This is a genomic window from Halarchaeum sp. CBA1220 (genome assembly GCF_003721175.2).
Classification (GTDB): Archaea; Halobacteriota; Halobacteria; order Halobacteriales; family Halobacteriaceae; genus Halarchaeum; species Halarchaeum grantii.
The window spans coordinates 43,479-66,133 of sequence record NZ_CP054708.1 but is presented as its reverse complement, the minus strand read 5'-3'; the positions used below and the strand labels follow the sequence as shown (position 1 = coordinate 66,133).

General features: G+C 71.2%; 21 protein-coding genes. 9 read left to right on the top strand and 12 right to left on the bottom strand.

Translation table 11 applies throughout. The features are described 5' to 3' along the window. Positions 1-277: 277 nt before the first annotated feature. From EFA46_RS10895 to EFA46_RS10885, 3 genes are read right to left on the bottom strand one after another with little or no spacing between them, the layout of a single operon-like run. The gene (locus EFA46_RS10895; RefSeq protein ID WP_123078340.1) at positions 278-1,021 is read right to left on the bottom strand and encodes an SDR family oxidoreductase; all 744 of its coding nucleotides are present in this window, start codon (positions 1,019-1,021) and stop codon (positions 278-280) included. Positions 1,022-1,046: 25 nt separating this feature from the next. After that, the gene (locus EFA46_RS10890) at positions 1,047-1,961 is read right to left on the bottom strand and encodes a DMT family transporter (RefSeq protein ID WP_123078338.1); all 915 of its coding nucleotides are present in this window, start codon (positions 1,959-1,961) and stop codon (positions 1,047-1,049) included. 51 nt (positions 1,962-2,012) lie between these two features. Continuing rightward, on the bottom strand, positions 2,013-3,677 hold the full coding sequence (locus EFA46_RS10885; protein ID WP_123078336.1) for a thiamine pyrophosphate-binding protein: 1,665 nt from the start codon (positions 3,675-3,677) through the stop codon (positions 2,013-2,015). Positions 3,678-3,768: 91 nt separating this feature from the next. On the opposite strand from EFA46_RS10885, the gene EFA46_RS10880 reads away from it, so the two are divergent. After that, a complete protein-coding gene (locus EFA46_RS10880; protein WP_255494113.1) occupies positions 3,769-4,740 on the top strand; it encodes a D-2-hydroxyacid dehydrogenase in 972 nt (323 codons plus the stop codon). A gap of 46 nt (positions 4,741-4,786) precedes the next feature. After that, positions 4,787-5,695: a ribokinase gene (locus tag EFA46_RS10875; RefSeq protein ID WP_123078334.1), complete on the top strand. Its 909-nt coding sequence runs from the start codon at positions 4,787-4,789 to the stop codon at positions 5,693-5,695. 3 nt (positions 5,696-5,698) lie between these two features. On the opposite strand, the gene EFA46_RS10870 is transcribed toward EFA46_RS10875, so the two are convergent. From EFA46_RS10870 to EFA46_RS10845, 6 genes are read right to left on the bottom strand one after another with little or no spacing between them, the layout of a single operon-like run. Next, the gene (locus tag EFA46_RS10870) at positions 5,699-7,897 is read right to left on the bottom strand and encodes an LUD domain-containing protein (RefSeq protein ID WP_123078332.1); all 2,199 of its coding nucleotides are present in this window, start codon (positions 7,895-7,897) and stop codon (positions 5,699-5,701) included. After that, positions 7,894-8,397: an LUD domain-containing protein gene (locus EFA46_RS10865; RefSeq protein WP_123078330.1), complete on the bottom strand. Its 504-nt coding sequence runs from the start codon at positions 8,395-8,397 to the stop codon at positions 7,894-7,896. The genes EFA46_RS10870 and EFA46_RS10865 overlap by 4 nt, the downstream gene beginning before the upstream one ends. A gap of 48 nt (positions 8,398-8,445) precedes the next feature. Beyond that, on the bottom strand, positions 8,446-9,459 hold the full coding sequence (gene pdxA / locus EFA46_RS10860) for a 4-hydroxythreonine-4-phosphate dehydrogenase PdxA (protein ID WP_255494112.1): 1,014 nt from the start codon (positions 9,457-9,459) through the stop codon (positions 8,446-8,448). Positions 9,460-9,486: 27 nt separating this feature from the next. Then, entirely contained in the window at positions 9,487-10,734 is a 1,248-nt protein-coding gene (locus tag EFA46_RS10855) for a four-carbon acid sugar kinase family protein (protein ID WP_158604288.1), read from the bottom strand. Further along, positions 10,727-12,049: a DUF362 domain-containing protein gene (locus tag EFA46_RS10850; protein WP_123078326.1), complete on the bottom strand. Its 1,323-nt coding sequence runs from the start codon at positions 12,047-12,049 to the stop codon at positions 10,727-10,729. The genes EFA46_RS10855 and EFA46_RS10850 overlap by 8 nt, the downstream gene beginning before the upstream one ends. A gap of 57 nt (positions 12,050-12,106) precedes the next feature. Beyond that, a complete protein-coding gene (locus tag EFA46_RS10845; RefSeq protein ID WP_123078324.1) occupies positions 12,107-12,532 on the bottom strand; it encodes a nucleoside 2-deoxyribosyltransferase in 426 nt (141 codons plus the stop codon). A 93-nt stretch (positions 12,533-12,625) separates the two neighbouring features. Between EFA46_RS10845 and EFA46_RS10840 the strand changes: the two genes are divergently transcribed. Then, positions 12,626-13,567 carry a nucleoside hydrolase gene (locus EFA46_RS10840; protein WP_123078322.1) on the top strand — a complete coding sequence of 314 codons (942 nt, stop codon included), beginning with the start codon at positions 12,626-12,628 and terminating at the stop codon, positions 13,565-13,567. Positions 13,568-13,854: 287 nt separating this feature from the next. Here EFA46_RS10840 and corA read toward each other — a convergent pair whose 3' ends face one another. Both corA and EFA46_RS10830 read right to left on the bottom strand, forming a co-directional pair. Then, a complete protein-coding gene (gene corA, locus EFA46_RS10835) occupies positions 13,855-14,841 on the bottom strand; it encodes a magnesium/cobalt transporter CorA (RefSeq protein WP_176969880.1) in 987 nt (328 codons plus the stop codon). After that, complete coding sequence (locus tag EFA46_RS10830; protein ID WP_176969879.1) at positions 14,838-15,005, bottom strand: hypothetical protein; 168 nt, start codon at positions 15,003-15,005, stop codon at positions 14,838-14,840. Before EFA46_RS10830 ends, corA begins: the two co-directional genes overlap by 4 nt. 141 nt (positions 15,006-15,146) lie before the next feature. On the opposite strand from EFA46_RS10830, the gene EFA46_RS10825 reads away from it, so the two are divergent. The 4 genes from EFA46_RS10825 (at position 15,147) to EFA46_RS10810 (ending at position 19,141) form a co-directional block, all read left to right on the top strand. Next, on the top strand, positions 15,147-16,031 hold the full coding sequence (locus tag EFA46_RS10825) for a ParA family protein (RefSeq protein WP_123078320.1): 885 nt from the start codon (positions 15,147-15,149) through the stop codon (positions 16,029-16,031). Beyond that, positions 16,028-16,384, top strand: a complete 357-nt coding sequence (locus EFA46_RS10820; RefSeq protein ID WP_123078318.1) for a hypothetical protein — start codon at positions 16,028-16,030, stop codon at positions 16,382-16,384. The genes EFA46_RS10825 and EFA46_RS10820 overlap by 4 nt, the downstream gene beginning before the upstream one ends. Positions 16,385-16,516: 132 nt before the next feature. Beyond that, positions 16,517-17,134, top strand: a complete 618-nt coding sequence (gene rdfA, locus EFA46_RS10815) for a rod-determining factor RdfA (protein WP_123078316.1) — start codon at positions 16,517-16,519, stop codon at positions 17,132-17,134. A 45-nt stretch (positions 17,135-17,179) separates the two neighbouring features. Beyond that, the gene (locus EFA46_RS10810; RefSeq protein ID WP_123078314.1) at positions 17,180-19,141 is read left to right on the top strand and encodes an archaea-specific SMC-related protein; all 1,962 of its coding nucleotides are present in this window, start codon (positions 17,180-17,182) and stop codon (positions 19,139-19,141) included. Positions 19,142-19,178: 37 nt separating this feature from the next. Here the strand turns inward: EFA46_RS10810 and EFA46_RS10805 are convergent, their stop codons facing one another. After that, positions 19,179-20,660 carry a molybdopterin-dependent oxidoreductase gene (locus EFA46_RS10805; RefSeq protein ID WP_123078312.1) on the bottom strand — a complete coding sequence of 494 codons (1,482 nt, stop codon included), beginning with the start codon at positions 20,658-20,660 and terminating at the stop codon, positions 19,179-19,181. Positions 20,661-20,750: 90 nt separating this feature from the next. Between EFA46_RS10805 and EFA46_RS10800 the strand changes: the two genes are divergently transcribed. Beyond that, a complete protein-coding gene (locus EFA46_RS10800) occupies positions 20,751-21,614 on the top strand; it encodes an FAD-dependent oxidoreductase (RefSeq protein WP_123078310.1) in 864 nt (287 codons plus the stop codon). A gap of 271 nt (positions 21,615-21,885) precedes the next feature. Then, positions 21,886-22,650 carry an IclR family transcriptional regulator gene (locus EFA46_RS10795; protein WP_123078308.1) on the top strand — a complete coding sequence of 255 codons (765 nt, stop codon included), beginning with the start codon at positions 21,886-21,888 and terminating at the stop codon, positions 22,648-22,650. Positions 22,651-22,655: the final 5 nt, after the last annotated feature.

Sequence of the window (22,655 nt, the reverse complement as noted above, 5' to 3'; positions counted from 1 at the left end):
CGTGGTCCGGCGAGCGGGACGCACTGCGGGGCGGAGCCACCCCGTCGGTTCGACCAATCCGGGCATCCAGACAGCTCACCCACACAACACACCTAGACATACTGATCAGTAAAACTTCTCAGTAACACTGTGCAAAAATACCGCCCAATGGTGCTGTGTGCGGTTTCTGAATGGGTGAGGTGAGTGGGAGTGTTGGATTGGCGTGCTGTGCAGGCGGGTTCGCGGCGACGTCTGGTCGGACGGAGTGGGCGGGGAGGAAGACGGAGCCGGCGTCGGGCTACCAGTCCGCGAACTTGTCGCGCCGGAAGAGGTCGAGTTCCTGGACGACGTTCGGGTCCTCCTGCTCGGCGGCGAACGCGATGGCGTTCGCGACGTCCTCGGGCGCGGCGGCCTCGTCCGGGTCGAGTTGCTCGCTGAACGCCGCGCCGTCCTCGCTCCCGAACTCCGTGCGGACCTCCGTCGGGTTCACCGCCGTGACGCCGACGCCCTCGGTGCCGGCGTTCGCCTGCACGCTCAGCGCGAGGCCGCGCGTCCACCACTTCGTCGCCGCGTAGACCGGGCTCGCCGGGCGCGGATACTGCCCGGACATGCTCCCGAGGAAGATGAGGTTCCCGTCGCTCTCCTTCAGGTGGGGCATCGCGGCGCGCGCGACGTAGAACATCCCGTCGCAGTTCACCGCCATCATCTGCCGATAGGCCTCGAGGTCGAGCTCCTCGATTGTCGTCTCGTCGCGGCCGAGACCGGCGTTGTTCACGACGACGTCGAGGCCGCCGAAGGTGTCGACGGCGTCAGTCACGAGGGCCTCGACGGCGTCGGCGTCCGTGACGTCCGCCGCGTGGACGAGGACGTCGACGCCGTGCTCCGCGAGGAGTTCGTCCCGGAGTTCCTCGAGGCGCTCGGTCCGCCGTGCGCTGATGGCGACGTCCGCACCGCGTGCTGCGAGTTCGCGCGCCGTCGCGCGTCCGATACCGGAGCTCGCGCCCGTGACGAGCGCGGCCGCGTCTTCGAGCGAATCGCTCATAGTCGAGCGCGCGAGTGACAGGCCCTTAGGCGTTGTCCCCCGGGACGCCCGTCGCGACGAAGTAGACGCCGGCGAGCGCGACGCCCGCGCCGGCGAGCGTGACGACGGACGGCACCTCGTCGAGGAGGAGGGCGGCGAGGAGCGTGCTGACGACGGGCGTGCCGAGCATCGCGGCGCTCCCGACGCTCGCGTCGACGTGCTCGAGCGACCAGTTGAACCCCGTGTGCGTGAGGAGGCCGGGGCCGGCGGCGAGGCCGAGGAAGATGAGCCACTCGCGGGCCGGATACGGGCGGAAGACCGGCGTGCCCGTCCCGGCGGCGAAGACGCCGACGGCGAGCGTCGCCATCGCGTAGACGACGGTGACGTACGGGAAGAGCGGGAGGCGCTGGCGGACGGAGCGCCCGGCGAGCGTGTAGGCGGCGAAGCCGATGGCCGCGAGCACCGCGAACGCGTTCCCGAGGAGCGGGCGTGGGCCGCCGAGGAGCGAGGAGACGAAGACGCCGCCCGTCGAGAGGAGCGCGACGCCCGCGAACGCGACCGTGAGGCCGGAGAGCATCCGCCGGGAGACGCGCTCGTCGAGGAGGGCGTACGCGCCGAGCGGGACGATGGCGGCGTGGAGTTGCGTGAGCGTCGTCGCGGCGGCGACGGTCGTCCAGTCGACGCTGCGGAAGAAGACGAGGAAGTGGCCGCCGAGGATGACGCCGGTGACGGCGCTCACGAGCAGGTCGCGCCCCGAAATCGCGCGGAGGGCGTCGCGGTGGCGGAGCAGGGCGACGGGCGCGACGGCCGCCGTCGTGAAGAGGAGGCGATAGAAGACCTGCGTCGCGGTCGGGGCGTGACTCCATCGGATGAGGATGGCGGCGCTCCCGCCCGCGAGGATGGCGAGCAGGAGCACGAGCGGCGCGAACGCGCCGGGGTCGGAACGGAAGCGGTCGAGCATTCACTCGCGGGTTCGAGGGACGCCGCCAAGAGTGGCGTGATACGGAGGCGATTACGCGCGGTCGAGGTCGCTCTCGTACTCGCTCGCGGCCGCCGCCGAGGGCTCGTCGGGGTCGACGGTGACGTCCACGAGGTCGGGGCCGTCGCGGGCGAGCGCGGCGGCGACGGCGTCGGCGGCGTCGCTCGCGGTGTCGACGCTGGTGGCTCGCACGCCCATCCCCTCCGCGACGGTGGCGAAGTCGGCGGCGTCCCACGCGAAGGCCCCTTCCTCGGCGTCGCGTATCGCCGGGGACTTCGAGATGACGCCGTAGTCGGCGTTGTTCGAGACGACGACGGTGACGTTCAGGTCCGCCTCGGCGAGCGTGTGAAGCTCGTGAACGCACATCATGAGGCCGCCGTCGCCGGTGAGGCAGAGGACGGGCCCGTCGCGCCCGGCGGCCGCACCGATGGCGGCTGGGAGGCCGACGCCCATCCCCGCCCACGACCCGGCAGTGACGAACGTCTTGGGGGTATGGGCGTCGAAGAGCTGCATCGACCAGAGGCGGAAACCTCCGACGTCCGTCGTCACCGGGACGTCACGCGGCGTGACGTCGCGGACGGCGCGCAGGAGCGCGGGCGTCGTCGCGGGCGCGCGCTCCGGGTCGAGGAGGTCCGCGTCGGCGAGGTGGCGCTCGTACTCCGCGCGGACGTCGCGGCCGACTCGCTCGCCGTCCCACGTGCCCCCCGAATCGAGGCCGTCCAGCAGGCGGTCGGCGGCGGCCGCGACGTCGTCGACGACGGCGACGTCCGCGTCGTAGGCGGCGTCGACGTCCGAGAGCGCGAGCGTGACGTGGACGAGCGAGTCGCCCATCGGGAGCGACCAGCCGTCGGTGGCGACGCCGTCGAAGTCCGTGCCGAGGGCGAGCACGACGTCGGCGGCGTCGAGCGCGGCGACGGCGCCGGCGGGCGTGTGGCTTCCGGTGACGCCGAGACACCGCGGGTCGTCCTCCGGGAAGACGCCCTTGCCCTTGTAGGAGGTGAGGACGGGCGCGTCCAGCGCGTCGGCGAGCGCGCGGACGGCCTCGGCGCCACCGGCGGAGCGTCGCGCCCCGCCGCCCGCGTAGACGAGGGGGCGCTCGGCGTCCTCGAGGAGGGTGCGCGCGGCGGCGTCGGCGGCCGCGTTGTCGTAGGTCCGCGTCTCGGGGTCGACCGTCGCGTCGGGGGCGTCGCCCACGTCGGCGGCGAGGAGCGAGGCCGGCACGCCCAGCCGGACGGGCCCGTAGGGCTCGGTGAGCGCCGTTTCGATGCCCGCCGCGACGGCGCTCGGGAGGTCGACGGCGCGCTCGACGGTGACGTTCTCCTTCACGACGGCGTCGAACGTCCCGGGGTCGAGTTCGTGGATGGGGCCCTTCCCCCGATGCTCGGGCGCGACGTCGGCGGAGACGTGGAGTATCGGTACGCAGTCCTCGTGGGCGTTCTGCAGGCCGTGCATCGCGTTCGTGTCGCCGGGACCGGGGACGGTGAGCGTCGCCGCCGGCCGGCCGGTCGCCTCGTAGTAGCCCCACGCGACGTGCGGAATCGCGGTCTCGTGGCGCGCCATCACGTACGTCAGCTCGTCGCGGTCGGCGACGACGCGGTCGAGCGCGAGCGTCTGCGTCCCCGGGAGGCCGACGAGCAACTCGACGCCCGCGTCGCGGAGGGCGTCGTGGACGACGTCGGCGCCAGTTCGGTCCGTCATACGCGAACGAGCGGGCGCGGCGTACAAGGCAGTATCCCCCGGCCCCTGCCGTCGGCGGTACAGTTATCCTTCGGTCGGTGGACGAACGAGCATGAGCGAGCACACGGTCCTCGTCCTCCGCGAGGGGACGCACGGAATGGCGATGAGCGAGTACGCCGCCGCGATACGCGAGCGCCGACCCGACGACGACGTCGTCCTCGCGCGCACCCGCGACGAGGAGCGCGAGTTGATCGCGGACGCGGACGTCGTCACCGGCGGCGGCCTCGGTCGGGACCTCCTCGAGCGCGCGGACGATCTCGACCTCTTCGCCGCGATATCGGCCGGCTACGAGCACCTCCCGCTCGACGACATCACCGCGCGCGGCGCCGTCGTCACGAACGCTTCGGGGGTGCACGTCCCGAACATGGCCGAGCAGGTGCTGGGGAACCTCCTCGTCTTCGCGCGCCGCCTCGACGAGGGGTGGCGCCGCCAGCAGGTGCCGCGCTGGGAGCACTATCAGGCGGGCGAGCTGAAGGACTCGACGGTCACCGTCGTCGGCCTCGGCGCCATCGGGCAGGGCATCGTCGCGCGCCTCGAGCCGTTCGGCGTGGAGACGGTCGGCGTGCGCTACTCCCCCGAGAAGGGCGCCCCGACGGACGAGGTCGTCGGCTTCGACGGCCCCGGCTTCGAGGCGGCGCTCGCGCGCACCGACTACCTCGTGCTCGCGTGCCCGCTGACGGACACGACCGAGGGCCTCGTGGACGACGCGGCGTTCGGGACGCTCCCGCCGGACGCCGTCCTCGTGAACGTCGCGCGCGGCGGCGTCGTCGAGACGGACGCGCTCCTCCGCGCCCTGCGGAAGAACGAGCTCCGGGGCGCCGCGCTCGACGTCACCGACCCCGAGCCCCTCCCCGAGGACCACCCGCTCTGGGCGTTCGAGAACGTCCACGTCACGCCACACATGGCGGGGAGCACGCCCGAGTACTACGAGCGCTGTGCGGACATCCTCGCGCGGAACCTCGAACGCGTCGACGAGACCGGCGACTACGCGGGCCTCGAGAACGCCGTCGCCGAACCCGAGTAGCGGGCTTCGACACGGTTTAGGCGACACGGGCGTTCGACTCGGACGAATGTCCATCGTAGTCGTGGGGTCGTACGTGGCGGGATTGACGATGCAGGTGCCGCGCTTCCCGGTCGCGGGCGAGACGATTTCGGCGTCGTCGTTTACGGCAGGCGCGGGCGGGAAGGGGTCGAATCAGGCGGTCGCGGTGTCGCGCCTCGGCGTCGAGTCGGCGTTCGTCGGGCGGGTGGGCGACGACGACTACGCGGCCGACGCCGAGGCGCTCTGGGCGCGCGAGGGCGTCGCGGCCGAGCACGCCGAGCGCGTCAGTGCGGCGACGACGGGCGTCGCGTTCATCCTCGTGGACGACGACGGCGAGAACCAGATCGTCGTCTCGGGCGGCGCGAACGACCGACTCGGCCGCGAGGAGGTCGAGGCCGCGCGCGACGCCATCGCGAACGCGGACGTCCTGCTCACCCAGTTGGAGATCCCGGTCGCGGCCGTCGAGGCGGCGCTCGACGTCGCGGGTGCGGTGGGGACGACGGCGATACTGAACCCGGCGCCCGGCCACGGGTTACCGAGGGAGGTGGTGGCGAAGGCGGACTACCTCACGCCGAACGAGAGCGAGGCGCGCGTCGTCGCGGGCTACGGGCCGGACGACGACGTCTCTGATGAGACGGTGGCGCGCGACCTCCACGCGATGGGCGCGGGCACGGTCGTGCTGACGCAGGGCGCGAACGGCGCGATGGCGCTCGACGACGACGGCGTCACCTCGGTGCCGGCGCCGGACGTGACCGTCGTCGACCCGACGGGCGCGGGCGACGCGTTCAACGCCGGGTTCGCGGTCGGCCTCCACGAGGGCAAACCGCTGCGGGAGGCGCTCGCGTTCGGCTGTCGGGTCGGGTCGCTCGCCACCACCGAGGAGGAGGTCGTGCCCGCGCTGCCGTCGCGCGAGGCCGTCGAAGCGCTGACGGAGTAGCCCTCAGCGCCCGGGGTCGAGGAGCTCCACGGGGTGGGTGACGTCGCGCGCGAAGAGGTCGCTCATCTGCTCGGTGCAGGACGTCCCGCTCGCGACGAGTTTTCTATCTCCTTCGTCGGCGAACTCCTCGTAGAGGTCCTCGCCGACGTCCATGGAGAGCTCGTAGTACTCGGACTTGTAGCCGAAGCTCCCCGCCATCCCGCAGCACTCGACGTCCGAGGTGACGACGTCGAAGCCGTGGTCCTCGAGGACGGCCTCCGTGTAGGCCTCGACGCCGAGGGTGCGCTGCTGGCAGTGGGAGTGGTAGGCGACCGGCTCCTCGGGAGCGGCGAGAGTCGAGCCGTCGGCGCCGTTCTCGAGGAGGCCGTAGACGTACTCCATGACGTCGTAGCTGTTCTCGGCGAGGCGGTCGTGCGCCGCCTCCGGGAGGAGGTACTCGTACTCGCGGCGGAACGCCGCGAGGTCGGAGGGTTCGACGACGGCGACGTCGAAGCCCGCCTCGAGGTAGGGGTCGAGGTCGGCGGCGACCGCGTCGGCCTGCTCGCTCGCGGTGTCGATCATCCCCTGCGAGAGCGGTGCACGCCCGCTCTCGATGGGGGAGGCGAGTTCGACGTGCGCGCCCAAGGCTTCGAGCACGCGCACCGCCGCCTTCCCGCGCTCGACGAGCACGTAGTTCGTGTAGGCGTCCGGGTAGAGGACGACCTTCCGGGTGGCGTCCGCGTTCGGCGCGCGCGGCCGGCGGGCCGCGAACCACTCCGCGAGCGTCTCGCGCTGGAACTGCGGGAGGTCGCGCTCCGGCGAGACGCCGAGGTACTCGTCCATGAGCGAGCGGACGGGGCCAAGTTTCGCCGTCCAGTTCGAGAGGGGTGCGGTCTTGCTCCCGAGTTCGGCGAGCGTCCCGAAGTTCCCGAAGAGGCGCTTCTGGAGGTCCACCGAGTCCTCCGCGTCCGGCGTGAGGCCCTCGACGAGGAACTCGAACTCGCTCGGGGTGGCGTCGCCGTTCAGCCGGTCGCGGACGACCGTGTTGATCCACGGGATGTCGATCTTCACGGGGCAGGCGTTCACGCAGCGTGAGCACCCCGTACAGAGGTCGTTGAACTCGTCTGCGGCCTCCTCGCCGCGGAGGCCGGCCTCCCAGCCGGTCGCGATGCCGCCCGTGTAGGTCTCGCCGCCGAAGGCGTGGCCGCCGACGTGCTGGAAGTTCCCGCAGGAGTTCGCGCACGCGCCACAGCGGATGCAGTAGAGCGTCTCCTTCAGCTGGTCGTCCTCGCGCATGTCGAGGCGGCCGTTGTCGATGAGGACGAGGTGGAACTCGCGCTCGCCGTCGCCCGACCCGAGGGGGTCGTCGGGGTTCTCGAAGTCGATAGTGGGCGAGTCGACGGGCGGCGTGAACATCGAGACGTACTGCGAGATGTCCTGTCCGGTGGCGGTCTTCGAGATGAGCTCGACGAACGGCTGGAGCTCCTCGACGCTGGGGAGGATCTTCTCGACGCCGGTGACGGCGACGTGCGTGTCGGGCGTCACGGCGGTCTTCCGGGCGTTGCCCTCGTTGGTGACGAGCGTGATGGTGCCCGAGTCCGCGAGCACGAAGTTCGCGCCCGTCATCCCCACGTCGGCGGCGTGGATCTTCTCGCCGAGGTAGTCGCGCGCGAACGCCGTGAGCTCCTCGGCGGTCTCGAAGGGCTCCTCGGGGTCGAAGACCTCGTTGAAGAGCTCGGCGACGTCCTCGCGCGAGCGGTGGAGCGACGGGCCGATGAGGTGGGAGGGGCCCTCGTCGGCGACCTGGAGGACGAACTCGCCGAGGTCGGTCTCCCAGACGTCGACGCCCGCCGCCTCGAGGGCGTCGTTCATCTCGATCTCCTCGCTCGTCATCGACTTCGACTTCACGAGCGTCTCCGCGTCCTTCGACTCGGCGACGTCGGTGATGTACTCGTTGGCGTCGGCGGCGTCGTCGGCGACGTAGAGGTGACCGCCGTTCGCCTCGACGCTCTCGCGGACCTGCTCGACGAGCGCGGGGAGGTCCGCGATGGCCTCCTCCTTGATGGCGCGTGCTTCCTCGCGGAGCGCCTCGAAGTCGTCGAAGCGCTCGATGGCGTCGTAGCGCTCCGCGTTCATGTGCGTGATGTTCTCGTGGACGGCGTCGCCCTCGGTCTCGAGGAGGTGGCGGATCTTCTCGGCCTTCCGGCGGCGCTCGGCGCTCATCGTTCCTCCAGAATCAGGACGTGGACGTGTTTCGGACCGTGGACGCCCTCGACGAGCGCGCCCATGTCGCCGGTGGAACTGACGCCGGTCGCGAAGACGGACGACCCCCCGTCGGCGAAGCGCGCGCCGAGGTGGTCGCTCGCGGACTCGACGTCCGGAAGGACGTCGGACTCGCGGACGACGGCGACGTGTGTCGGCGGGTAGAGGCTCACGGGTTCGGTCCCCTCGGGGTCGGAGTCGACGACGAGCGTCCCGTAGCGGGCGATGGCCTTCCCGGCGCGCGTCACGCCGGTGTTCGCCTCGCGCAGGAGACGCGGCGTCGGGGGCGTCTCCACGGCAGTCCCGTCGAGGGAGACGCCGTCGATACCCAGAGGCACGCCGACCGCAGGCGGGTCGATGGCGGACGCGAGCGCGTCCCCGAACCCGTCGGGGGTCGTCCGCGTCCACCCCACCTCAAGCCGGTCGAGCGACGATTCGAAGGTCGATAGCGCGGTGCTCATGTCCGGGCCTTCTTCGACCGTCCTGTTAACCCTTGGCTTGCCGGGTGGTCACGCGCCCCTGTCGCGGCGGTTGCGGACGGCGGTCGCGGCGAGCGAGACGGCGTCGCGCATGCTCGCGGGGGAGGCGACGCCGTCGCCCGCGATGTCGAAGGCGGTGCCGTGGTCGACGCTCGTGCGGACGGTGGGAAGGCCGACGGTCACGTTGACGCCGCTCACGCCGCCGGCCTCGTCGAAGCCGAGCGTCTTGATCGGGATGTGGCCCTGGTCGTGGTACATGGAGACGACGCAGTCGAAGGCGCCGCGCGCGGCGCGGACGTACACCGTGTCCGGGGACTCGGGGCCGACGGCGTCGATGCCCTCGTCGCGGGCGCGCTCGACGGCGGGCGCGATCTCGTCGGCTTCCTCGTCGCCGAGGAGGCCGCCGTCGCTCGCGTGCGGGTTCAGGCCGGCGACGCCGATGGTCGGGTCGTCGAGGCCGAGGTCGCGCAGGCCCGCGCGCGTGACGCGAACCGTGTCGAGGACGCGCTCCTCGGTGACGAGGTCGCAGGCCTCGCGGAGCGGGACGTGCGTGCTGACGTGCGTGACGCGGAGGTCGTCCTCGACGAGCATCATCGAGTAGGTCTCGGTGCCCGTGCGCTCGGCGAGGAGGCCGGTGTGCCCGGCGTGCTCGGCGCCCGCCATGCGGGTCGCCTGCTTGTTGATCGGCGCGGTGACGATGCCGTCGACGACGCCGTCGAGCGCGAGGTCGATGGCGCGCTCGACGTAGTCGAGGCTCGCCGCGCCGAACGCCTCGCGGAGGACGCCCCACTCGTGGTCGGCGACGTTCGCGAGGTCGAGGACGTCCATCGTCCCGGCGTCGTAGCGCGCCTCTCGCGGGTCGTCGATGGCGCGCACGTCGAGGTCGAGGCCGCGGAGGGCGAGCGCGCGCCGGAGGACGGCGGCGTCGCCGACGACGAGGAGGTCGGCGTCCGTCGACCCCTCGGCGAAGGCGGCGGCGACGACCTCCGCGCCGATGCCGGCGGGGTCGCCCATCGTCACGGCGAGTCGCGGAGTTCGCTCCATTCGTCGGCGCTTCGGCGGGCGGGGGCTTTACCGTTTCGCGCCGGGAACGCGCCGGACGTAGTCGAGGGCGTCGGCGAGCGTCGCGTCGTCGCCGAACGCGCCGGCTTTCGTGACGAGCGGCGTCCCGTCGGCGCGGCCGCCGCGCACGACGCTCCCGGGGACGCCGGGTGCGACGGCCTCGCCGCGGAGCGCCAGCCCGCCGGCGTCGAGGGCGGCGAGGGCGGCGCGGGCGACGGCGCCGCCGGTGAGAACGAGGCCGTCGGGCGCGCTCGCGTCCCAGACGGCGCGTGCGGCACGCCCGAGGGCGTCGGTGACGCGGTCTCGCGCCGCGCGCTCGCTCACGCCGGCGTCGCGGGCGGCGGCGAGCGTCGCTTCGACGTCGTCGCGGGTTCGCGCGGACGCGAGGACGGCGACGGACGAGGCGGCGAGGCGGTCGCGGCAGGCCGAGACGGCGTCGGCGACCGCGCCGTCGGGGTCGGTGACGGCACGGTCGGCGGCGAGCGGGACGACCGCCGAATCGGGCAGGTGGTCGAGTTGGGCGAGCGTCTCGGGGGCGACGCTCCCGGCGACGCCGAACGCCGCGCCGGTCGGGGTCTCACGGAGGGGCGGGCGCTCGACCGTGGGCGCGTCGATTGTGACGTGCTCGGCGAGGCCGCCGCTCCCGACGAGGAGTGCGTCCCGCTCGCGCGCGGCGTCGGCAACCGCGGCGAGGTGGGAGTCGTGGACGGCGTCGACGGCGGTGACGCGCGCGCCGTCCAGCGCGACGTCGCCGCGCGCGACCCGTTCGACGCCGGTGTGTCCGACGTCGTCGAGGCCCTGTGCACGCAGGAGGGCGGGAAGCGAGGAGTCGGTGACGGGGCCGTCCGGGTCGGTTCCGGCGGGCGTGTCGGCGACGAGGTCGCCCTCGACGAGGTGGACGCCACACGCGGTGACGCGGCCGTTCGAGGGGAACGCGGGCGCGACGGCGGCGACCCCGGAGTCGGAAGCGTCGAGCGCGGCCGCGATTTCGGCGCCGAGGTTCCCGCGAAGCGTCGAGTCCACCTTCTTGTAGACGACGTCGGCGTCGACGCCCGCGACGGCGTCGCGGACGCGGCGGGCGGCGGCATCCGGGGCGAGATAGCGCGAGTCGGTGTCGACGACGACGACGGGGGCGTCCGTCTCGAAGTCGGGGGCGAGGCGGAGGACCGTCTCGTGGCCGCGCGCGGCGAAGCCGTGGCCGGTGTCGCACGCGCCCGTGAGGTCGTCCGCGACGACGAGCGCCGCCCGCTCAGTCATCGTCGAAGCCGAACGCGAAGTCCCCGGCGGCGTCGAAGGAGAGGTCGAAGCGCGGGCCGACGTCGATGTCGTCGCGCGCGTCGAAGTCGGCGGCGACCGGCTCGGAGACATAGAGCGCGTCGGGTTCGAGGGTGTTCTCGACGTAGGCGATGCGGAGGTCGGCGGGGTCCTTCACGCCGAGCATCGAGTAGGCGAGTTCGAGGGTCGCGCGGTCGCTCGGCGTGACGACGGGCACGAAGACGCGCGCGGGTTCGCCGCTCGTCGCCGCGTTCGTGTAGGTGTCCGCGAGGTCGACGTCCGCGAGCAACTGCTCGTGGGCGAAGTCCGCGAGGCCCATCCCGATGGCGTTCCCGTGCGAGGCGGGCGTGAGGCCACGGGCGTAGATACGGCCGATATCCGGCGTGTCGGGCTCCTCCTCGCCGGCGTATCGATAGCGCCCGATGACGTTCGTGTCCATGCCCGACCCGGAGACGTCCTTCCCGAGTTCGTCGACGACGAGCAGGTCGAGGTCCTCGACGGGGAGGCCGGCGAAGAGGTCGGCGGACGCCTCGAGCAACTCGGGTTCGCGCTCGAGTATCTCGTCGGCGGGGACGCCCTCGATGCGGGCGGCGCGCTCGTGGGCGTTGTCGAGGAGGGCGATGCCGCCGACGACGGGCGTTTCCTCGAAGAGGATGCGGGCGCGCTCGCGGATGGCGGTTTCGAGGCCGCGCGAGATGGCGGCGTTGTGCATCTCCTCGGCGCCGCGCTGTTTCCCGAGGCCGACGACGGCCATCTTCGCGAGGCCGGACTCGACGTCGCCCCGGAAGTCGGTGTGGAGTTTGACGCGGTTCGCGAGGAGGACGGCTTCCGCCTCGAGCGCGACCGTCGAAGCGGGGACGGGGCGGCCCTCGTCGTCCTCGGCGACGGATTCGACGGCCATCGACGCGCGTATCTCACACCCCAGCGAGTCCTCGGTGACGCCGTACTCTTCGAGGACCTCGCGCTGGCCCTCGGCGGTGGCGCCGCCGTGGCTCCCCATCGCCGGGAGGACGAACGGTTCGAGGCCGCGCTCGCGGAGTTCGTCGACGGCGGTGGCGACGAGTTCGGGCATGTCGTGGATGCCGCGACTCCCCATCGTCACCGCGACGTCGGCGCCGTCGTCGAGGGCGTCGAGCGCGGGTATCGCGTCGATGGCGTCGCGCGTCGCCGCCGCGACGTCGTCGACCCGTGGCGGGTCGCGGTGGCGTTCGGCGAACGCGAATCGCGGGAAGTCGGCGACGTCGACGTCGTTGATGGCCGCGAGCGCGTCGGCGTCGGGCACGTCGAGTTCGACCATGTGAGGTACTCGCACGAGGGTCGTCTTAGCGGTGGCGACTCGTCGCCCCCGTGGGCGCTACTCGGTGCGCGACTCGACGGTGTCGAGGAGGGCGTCGGCGGAGTCGTCGAGCGTCGTGAGCGCGCCGTGAATCATCGCGTTGAGGGTCTCGTCGGGGGCGAAGACGCGGTCGTCGGTCTTCAGGCCGAAGACGGGGACGTCGTTCTCGTGGGCGATGCCGATTTCGACCATCACGCCCTCGTCGGGGACGCGGCCGTCGAGGACGGCGACGACGGCGTCCGACTCGACGACGCCCTCGCGGTCGAGTTCGAAGATCGTCTCCATGCGCTCGGCCTCCGAGTCGAACTCCCGGTCCACGGTCTCGACGCCGTCGCGCTGCGGGAGGAAGACGTCGTGGCCGGCGTCCTCGAGTTCGGCGGTGAGGTCGGCGTTGAACGAGCGCTCCATCGGGTTGAACAGCGGCGCGGCGAAGTAGAGTCGCATACCGCAGCATCGGCCCAGTGGGGATTAACGGTTCCGCGTCGCGCACGCCACCGACGGCGAGCGCTTAAGTGCGTCTCGGCCCGCCGTTGGAGTATGTCCCGGAAAGTCCTCTTCGACACCGACCCCGGCTGCGACGACGCGGTGATGCTCGCCGTCGCGCTCGGCCACGACGACATCGACGTCGTCGGCCTCTCGACCGTCTGCGGGAACACCACCGTCGAGAACACGACGCGGAACACGCAGGCCATCCTCGAGCTCGGCGGACGCGACGACGTGCCGGTCGCTCGCGGGTGCGCGCGCCCGCTCGTGGACGAGCTCGCGACCGCCGAGTGGGTCCACGGCGAGGGCGGCATCCGGGGCGACCTCCCCTACCCGGACGAGGCGGACGTCGTCGAGTCGCACGGCGCGGACTTCATCCTCGAGCAGGCCTACGAGCACGGCACGGACCTCACGATTGCGGCCGTCGGCCCGCTCCCGAACCTCGCGCTCGCGCTCGCGAAGGAGCCCGACCTCCCGGAGATCGTCGGCGAGATCTACGTGATGGGCGGGGCGGCGCTCGCCGGCGGGAACGTCACGCCGGTCGCGGAGGCGAACTTCCACAACGACCCGGCGGCGGCGAGCCGCGTCGTGCAGGACGCGCACGCGAAGATGGTCGGCCTCGACGTCACCGACCGCGCCTCGATCCCCTTCGAGGACATCGAGGAGTACGAGGAGCGCGGCGGCGCCTTCGACGTCGTCGCGGAGTGGCTGCGCTACCCCACGGAAACGCTCGACGTCGGCGAGGAGGGACCCGCGATCCACGACGCGGCCGTCGTCGCGGACCTCATCGACCCGGACGTCCTCGACTTCGAGGAGTACTACTGCGAAATCGACACGACGGGCGGCCCATCCCACGGCTCCGTCATCTGTGACCAGCACGACATCTACGGCGAGGAGCCGAACACGCACGTCGCCGTCGACATCGACGTCGAGCGCTACCGCGAGACCGTCGAAGCCGGCCTTGAGGGGTACGCGGCGGGCGCGAGCGGCGACTGACCGGGGACGGCGGTTTTCCAGCTGGTTCGCGGGAGGAGCGCACTCGCTAGCGACGGCGCCGACGACACCGAGTTCCGTCGAGACGCCACACTCACTCGGTAAACTGCATATCGCGATACGGAATGGCAGGGCGCGGCGTGCGAGTCGCCTCAGGGGGGACATAGTGGGGGCGAGCATCGCGGCGCGGGCCGCTCGGTACCCGGCGTCGCGTCGGGACGACCAGCACGCTCCGCAGTGATTCGGGCGCGTTCAGAGTGGACGCGATAGCGCTCGGCGCGAGCGACGCTCTAGATCCAGTCCTGGCGGCGGAAGTGCGCGAGCATCAGGCCGGTGACGAGCACCATCCCGAGCATGGTCGCGGGGTAGGCGTAGTCCCAGCCGAGTTCCGGCATCGCGACGGCGCCACCGCCGAAGTTCATGCCGTAGACGCCGACGACGAACGTGAGCGGGATGAAGATGGTCGCGACGACGGTGAGCGTCTTCATCACCTCGTTGGTGGACTGGGAGACGGAGTTGAGGTAGATGTCGCGCGACCCGCTCGAGAGGTCGCGGTAGGTCTCGATGAGGTCGACGACCTGGACGAGGTGGTCGTAGACGTCCCGGAAGTACTTCTCGTTCTCGTCGGCGACCTCGGGGATGTCGCCCCGGGAGAGGTAGGAGAGGGTTTCGCGGGCGGGCCACGCGATCTTTCGGAAGGCGAGGAGGTCGCGCCGAACGTCGTTCAACTCCTCGAGGATGTCGGGGTTCGGGTTGTCGAGGACGCGTTCCTCGACGGACTCGATGTCGTCCTCGATCTCGTCGAGGAGGTGGAAGTAGTCGTCGACGATGGCGTCCATGATGCGGTAGGCGAGGAAGTCGGTGCCTCGGTTGGCGACGCGCTCGCTGTGTGACGCCCACCGCGACGTCCCGGGTTCGACGACATCGACGTCGGTGGTGGAGAGGGTGACGAGCCAGTCCTCGCCGATGAAGAAGCCGACGGGGTTGGTGCGGATCTCCTTGTCGAACTCGACGTCGGCGCGCTGACTGAGGGTGGCGGTCTTCATGAGGACGAACGTGTGGGCGTCGTACTCCTCGACCTTCGGGCGGGTCTCCTCGCGAACGACGTCCTCGACGGCGAGCTGGTGGATGTCGAAGCGCCGGCGGAGGCGTCGGAGGTCGGCCGATTCGGCGGCGTCGGCGTGGACCCACGTCTCGCCGTCGGTGGCGACGGCGTCCCCGAGGTCGTCGAAGCGCTCGACGCCGTCGGCCGTGTACGCCATCGCGTGGAGCGTCATCGCGTCTCCTCCACGGGTGGTTGGGGGATCACGATGAGGCTGATGCCGACCATGACGGCAGTGAGGGAGAACGCCCGACCGGGGTATGCGGCGGAGACACCGGCGACGTAGGCGAGGAGACCGGGGATGAGGAGCGCGCTCCCCGCGACGGTGTAGCGGTCCATACGGCCGCTCACACGCCCCGGGGGCATAGAAGACACGGGCCAGTTAATAATACTAGACAGTATGTCTACACAGTAATACTGTGTGAGTTGACTGAGTGGGTTGGCGAAAGCTACTTGGTCGGCGCCGCGCATGGAGTGCGTATGCCGACGACCGCATACACGATCTGGAGCGAGGCCGGTGGGGTGGGGAAGACCACCTTCACGGTCACGCTCGCGGCCGCGCACGCCCGACACGGCCAGCGCGTGCTCGTCGTCGACCTCGACCCGCAGGACGGCGGGGCGACCCACCACTTCGGCGCGACCGACGAGCGCTCGAACCCCGAGGCCGACAACCTCGTCCGGCACATGATCGGCCGCCCGAAGGGCGACTTCGCGGACCTCGTCGAGGGCGTCGCCGACGGCATCGACCTCGTGCCGTCGCACAACATGCTCGAATCCCTCGAGCGCAACCTCCTGCGCGCCCAGCGCATGGAGGAGGACATGGGCGAGGAGTTCGTCCCCGAGCGCCAGCTCCGCCGCGTCCTCAGCGAGAACGCGGTTCCCGAGACGTACGACGTCATCATCATCGACCCGCCCGCGACGGGCGGCCAGCACGTCTACAACGCCGTCTACGCGGCGTCGAACCTCCTCATCCCCATCGAGCTCTCCGCGAAGGGACAGGAGTCCGTCGAGGGGATGCGCGACACCGTCGAGGGCATCGAGGCCGAGCTGGAGGACGTCGAAGTCGGCGTCCTCGGCGTCGTCCCGAACCGCGTCTCGAACACGAAGACCCAGTCGACGTACAAGGAAGCCCTCGAGGAGCAGGGCTTCCCGGTCGCGCCGGTGGAGATCCGCGAGCGCCGCGCGATGCTGGAGGGCGCGTGGGACGCACAGGTGACGCCCTACGAGTTCGCGACCGGTCGCGAGCGCGTGCGCGAACGCGAGCTCGAGACGCTCCGGCAGTTCGACGAGCTCGCGCGCTACGTCGCCGCGCAGTTCGGCGTCGAGTTGGACGAGTCGGACATCGACGAGGAGGTGCGACTATGAAGTCCGGCGCGAGCGACCCGTTCGCGAACGACGACGAGGAAGCGGAAGAGTCCGGAACCGACGCGGCGTCCGAGAGTCCGACCAGCGAGAGCGGGAACGCGTCGAGCGACGAACCGCTCGAACTCCCCTACATCTACCGGCGCGACAAGGTGAAGGACGAGCGCCCGGACGTCCACCAGCTGTTCGTGCGCTCCGAGACGGACGAGTCGGCGCGCGACGCCGAGCGAGACCTCGAGAAACTGCTGGGCGAGGACGTCTATCGCCTCGACGCCCGCGAAGCCATCTACCTCGCGGGGATGCGCCACCTCGACGAGGCGGCGGACGTCCTCCGCGAGTGGGGGTACGACCGCTGACCGGCGAGTCGGCGTACCGGGCCATACCCGCTCTGAGTCCGCCGAATACCGGCCGACGGGCACTTACATAGATAGGGGTGTAAACCCGTGCGGCAGAACACTTATACCGTGGCTCGGCTTACGTGACGTAACATGAGTGCAGACGAAGCGACCTGCAACTGCAAGGTCGGTCGGGTCGCGTCCGAGTACGGGCTCGGGGAGATCGGCGAGGAACTGGCGTCGCTCTGGCGCGGCGAGGAGGGCGAGTCGTACAGCCTGCGCGACCTCCAGCATTACTTCAACCGGCGCGTCCTCGAAGCGGAGTTGCGCTCGGCGAACGTCGAGGTGCTCGACGGCGAACTCGAGAACACCTATCGCCTCCTCACGGACGACGACGTGAGCGCGGGGATGCGGACGCAGGCGATGGGGCGACTCGAGCGCGACGGCGTCGACGTCGAGGCCGTCGAGAAGGACTTCGTCTCCCATCAGTCCATCCACACGCACCTCCGGGAGTGCCTCGGCGCCGAGAAGGACCCCGAGCCGGCGGACCGCGTCGCCTCGACGCAGAGCACGGTCGGGTCGCTGGAGGCGCGCACGGAGAAAATCGCGGCGAACAACCTCGAACGCCTCGCCGGCGAGGAAGTGTCGCTCGAGGGCTTCGACGTCATCGTGACGACGCACGTCACCTGCGACGAGTGCGGACGGCGCTACGAGTTCGGCGACCTGCTCGACGACGGGGGCTGTGAGTGTCGCCTCCCACAGCACGCCTGACGGCTTGCAGTACCTATAAGTCGGCACGATTCGTCAGAGGCGGGTATGCAAACGAGTCGTGCCGAGGGGACGGACGCGAGCATCCGTGTCTCCAACATCGGCGGTATCGAGTCGACGGAAGTCGACCTCACACCGGGCGTGAACGTCCTCGTCGGGCGGAACGCGACCAACCGGACGTCCTTCCTCCAGTCGCTGATGGCGGTCTCGGGGAGCAAGCGCGCGTCGCTGAAGGGCGACGCCGAGGAGGGCCGCGTCGAGCTCGAACTCGGCGACGAGACGTTCACGCGCGTCCTGACGCGACGCGGCGACGGCGTCGACTTCTCCGGCGACCCCGTCCTCGACGACCCCGAGCTCGCGGACCTCTTCGCGTTCCTCCTCGAGGACAACGAGGCGCGGCGCGCCATCGCGACGAAGGGCGACCTCCGCGACCTCGTGATGCGGCCGGTGGACACGGAGGCGATCAACGACCGCATCGACGAACTCGTCGCGGAGCGCGAGCGCATCGACGACGAGATCGAGAGCGCGGACGCCGCGAGCCGCCGGATTCCCGAGCTCGAGGAGCGCCGCGTCGAGCTCCAGGACGAGATCGAGGCGAAGCGCGACGCCCTCGAAGCCAAGCAGGACGAGATCGACGAGGCGGACGCCGGCGTCGAGGAGTCCCGCGAGGAGAAGGACGACCTCGAGGAGGCGCTCGACCGACTGAACGACCGGCGCGCGGAGCTCGAACGCGTCGCCTCGCGGCTGGAGAACGAGCGCTCCAGTCTCGCGTCCGTCCGCGAGGAGCGCGAGGACGTCGAGGAGACGCTCGCGGACCTCGAGGCGGTCGACGAGGACGAGGTGGCGTTCCTCGAGGAGCGCGTCTCCTCGCTTCGCGACCGGAAGCGGCGCCTCGACTCGACGATCACGCAGCTCCAGAGCCTCATCCAGTTCAACGAGGAGATGCTCGACGGCGAGCACACCGAGGTCCTCCAGCTCCTCGCGGACGAGGAGGGCGCGGAGTCGAGCGCGGTGACGGACGCGCTCCTCCCGGAGTCCGAGCACTCGCAGGGCCGCTGTTGGACGTGTGGCTCCGAGGTGTCGATGGACGACGTCGAGGAGACGCTGGAGAAGCTCCGCTCGCTCGCGCGCGAGAAACGCACGGAGCGCTCGGACGTGACGAGCGAGCTCGAGGAGGTACAGTCGGAGCGCAACGAGCTCGAGACGCGCATCGAGCGCCGCGAGAGCCTGGAGTCGCGTCTCGAGAACCTCGGCGAGGAGATCGAGGAGCGCGAGGACGCCGTCGAGCGCCTCACCGACGAGCGCGAGGAGGCACAGGCGGCGGTCGAGGACCTCGAGGAGACGGTCGAGGACCTCGAGGAGGGCCGGCACAGCGCGGTGCTCGACCTCCACCGGGAGGCGAACGAGCTCCAGTTCGAGTTGAACGACCTGCAGGACGACCTCGAGCGCGTCGAGGAGGAGATCACGGAGCTGCAGGCGGAGGCGGACCGCCGCGAGGACCTCGAAGCGGAGCGCGAGGAGTTGACGACGGAGCTCGAGGACCTGCGGACGCGCATCGACCGCCTCGAAGCGGAGGCCGTCGAGTCGTTCAACGAGCACATGGAGACGGTGCTCGACGTCCTCGATTACGGGAACGTCTCGCGGGTGTGGATCGAGCGCGCGGAGGAGCGCGTCCGGCAGGGCCGCCGGAAGGTGGAGAAGACGGTGTTCCGCCTGCACGTCGTGCGCACGGGCGCGGACGGCACCGCCTACGAGGACACGGTCGACCACCTCTCGGAGTCCGAGCGCGAGGTCATCGGCCTCGTCTTCGGCCTCGCGGGCTACCTCGTCCACGAAGTCTACGAGGAGTGCCCGTTCATGCTGCTGGACTCGCTGGAGGCCATCGACTCGGATCGCATCGCGGCGCTCGTCGACTACTTCCACGAGTACGCGCCCTACATCGCCGTCGCGCTCCTGCCGGAGGACGCGCAGGCGCTCGACGACGACTACCGGCGCGTCACCGAGATCTGAACCGCGTCGCGTTCAGCGACGCGGAACGGCCGCCGCGCTAGACGGTGAGCGTGGTCTCTGCCCACCCGGACGCCCCCGAGGGGAAGGTGTCCGTCTCCGCGCGCGGTTGGACGGTGCCGTCGTCGGTGACGGCGCGCGCACGGACGTCGTGCTCGCCGCTCGGCGGGGCCTCCCACGTGTAGGCCCACTGGCGCCAGACGTCGCCATCGAGCGCGCCGTCGAGGCGCTCGGAGAGGCGGGCGTCGCGCCACGTCTCGCCGCCGTCGACGCTGACTTCGACGCGGGCGACGCCGCGCGTGCCGGCGTAGGCGACGCCGGCGAGCGTGACGGCGCCGGGGGCGCGCTCGGTCGCCCAGATCTTCGTGACGGCGTTCACGGGCCCGGTGCCGTGCCAGCCGCGGCGCTCCCAGTAGCCGTCGGCCTCGCGTTCGAGGAACTCGAGGGCGGTCACCCACTTGACGTTCACTTCGCCCCAGTGGCCGGGGACGAGCAGGCGGACGGGGTGGCCGTGCGCGCGGGGGAGGGGGTCGCCGTTCATGCCGAACGCGAGGAAGCCGTCGCGGAGCGCGGCGAGGGGGAACTCGACCTCGTAGCCGTCGGCGGCGTGGACCATGACGCAGCCGCAGTCGCTCGAGATCTCGCGACCCTCGAGGAGCGCGCTGACGGGGACGCCGGTCCAGACGGCGGTGTCGGTGAGTTTCCCGTCGACGGGGTCGGAGACGCAGCGGAGGGTGTCGACGGCGTCCGTGCGCTCCTCGCGCTCGCGGAGGGCGTCGAAGCCGACGGGCGCGGGGTCGTCGATGGCGCCCTCGAAGCGCAGCTCCCAGTCGGCGGCCTCGACGTAGGGGTCGGCGCTGTTGATGTCGACGGTGTAGAACTCGGCGTTCGTGGAGAGGAGGCCGGGGAGGCCGTCGACGGCGAGCGATTTTGCGTCGGCGTCGGCTTCGAGGGCGGCGACGCGTTCGTCGCGGTAGCGCCCGTCGGCGGGGACGGGTTCGCGGACGGCCGTGTTGCGGCCGGCGTAGCCGGCGAGCGCGCCGAAGACGGCGACGCCGCCGGCGGCGCGGAGGACGCGGCGACGGGCGGGCGAGAGCGCGGCGCGAGGCGGTCGCGGGTCGGCGAGGAAGTAGAGGACGACGACGGCAGCGGGGAAGCCGGCGCCGAGCGCGCGGAAGAGGGAGCCGGTGGTGACGGCGGCGACGGCGGTGACGAGGAGGGCGACGGCGAAGACGCCGAGCGCGGGGACGTCGAGTCGGAGGGCGAGTTCGACGGTAACGCCGACGAGCGCGGCGAGCACGAGCACGGTGAGGGCGAACGCGACGGCGTAGGCGACGGCGTCGGTGAGGCCGGGGGCCTGCGAGACGACGACGCCGACGAGGGCGCCGGGCGTGTATCGCGCGACGACGTCGTAGGCGGGGGTGACGACGAACGCGAGCGTCGTGCCGGCGACGGCGAACGACCCGGCGACGGCGGCGAGCGCGGCGAGCACGGGCGCGGCGACCCGGTCTATGTCGACCATGCACGCGATACGGGTGGTTCCGTGTTAGCAGTTGTGCCTCCGGCGGCGTGGTCCCGAAACCACTATGGCTCTCTCGGACCCCGAGTCCGTATGAGCGAGACGGCGCGCGCGGACGGGGGGACGGAGGGAGCGGAGGAGCGACGGGACGTGGTGGTCGTCGGCGGCGGGCCGGCGGGCTGTGCGGCGGCGGTGTTCACGGCACGCTACGGCCTCGACACCGTCGTCTTCGACCGCGGTCCGTCCTCGATCCGGCGCTGTGGCTACCTCGAGAACTACCTCGGCTTCCCCGCCGGCATCGACATCGAGACGTTCGTCACCCTCGCGCACGACCACGTCGAGCAGTCCGGTGGCGACGTGGTCGCCGACACCGTGGAGTCGGTCGAGCGCGCGGACGGGGGCTTCCGGGTGGCGACGGCGGACGGCCGCGTCGTTCGCGCGGAGCGCGTCGTCGCCGCCGCGAAGTACGGGGGCGACCCGTTCCTCGGCCTCGACGAGGACGCCGTGGAGGTCGTCGCACACGACGGCGAGAAGTCCGAGCGCTTCGACTCGGCGTATGCGGACCGGGAGGGCCGAACCCCGACGGAGGGGTTCTACGTCGCGGGGCCGCTCGCTGGCGTGCGCGATCAGGCGCTCGTCGCGGCGGGCCACGGCGCCGGGGTCGGGTGCGCCATCGTCGAGGACGTCCGCCGCGAAGCGGGCTACTGGGAGGCCGTCGCCGCCTACTACGACTGGGTGCGACGCGAGGAGAACCTGACCGGCGAGTGGGCGGAGCGCGAGCACTGGCGCGAGTACCTCGCGGCGGACGCACCCGAGGACGTGGACGAGGAGACGTTCGAGCGGGTGTGTGAGGCGTACGTCGACGAGCGCTTCGCGCAGTACCGCTCGCCCGAGGAGCGCGAACGCCTCCGCTCGGAGGGCCACGAGCGCCTCGCCGAGTACCTCGACGTCGAGTAGGGGGCGTCGCGTTCGCCCGGCGGGAACGAGTCCGAATTACACGGATACGGCCGTAAACGGGCGATGCAACTCGCCTCGGCGGCCACGGAGGGCGAGACGCGGACATCGGCCGACTGACGCGACCACGCATCGTTTCTCGAAACGAGAACGAAATCCGGCGACAGGAGCGTTCGCGTGCCGCCGAAGCGCTCATCGGTCGCGGGTTTGGATGACCGACGGTGTTTGCGAACCGAGAACAAGGTTTATCATCGTTCGGGATGGTTCTCCGAATATGCCGAAACAGAGCCGACGAACGGTGGACGCGGTCCGCACCGCCTGTGAGATCCTCGACGTCCTCCAGACGCGCGAGCGGGCCGGCGTCACCGAGATCGCCGACGAGGTCGGACTCGCGAAGGGCGCGGTCCACCGCCACCTGACGACGCTCGACGACTGCGAGTACGTCGTGAACGAGGACGGCGAATACCGACTGAGCCTGCGCTACCTCGACATGGCGAATCAGGTGAAGGGGATGGTCGGGAACTACGACGTCATCGCGGGCGAGCTCCAGAACCTCGCGGAGGCCACCGGCGAGATTGCGCAGTTCGCGACCGAGGAACACGGCTGGGTGACGTACGTCTACAAGGCGACCGGCGACTCCGGCATCCAGACGGCGTCCTCGGCGGGCAAGCGCGAGTACATGCATTCGACGTCGCTCGGGAAGGCGATGCTCGCGGAGATGGACGAAGCGCGCGTCCGCGAGATCCTCGCCGAGCACGGGATGCCCGCGAAGACCGAGCACACCTGCACGGACGCCGACGAACTCATCGACACCCTCGCGGCCGTCCGCGAACGCGGCTACGCGCTCGACAACGAGGAGAACATCACCGGCCTGCGCTGCGTCGGAATGCCGCTGACGGACGGGGACACGGAGGTCTTCGGCGCGGTGAGCGTCTCCGGGCCGGTGAGCCGGATGACCGACGAGCGCATCGGCGGCGAGATCGCGGAGACGCTCGAGCGCTCCACGAACGTCATCGAGATCAACTCGAAGTTCTCGTAGGCCCG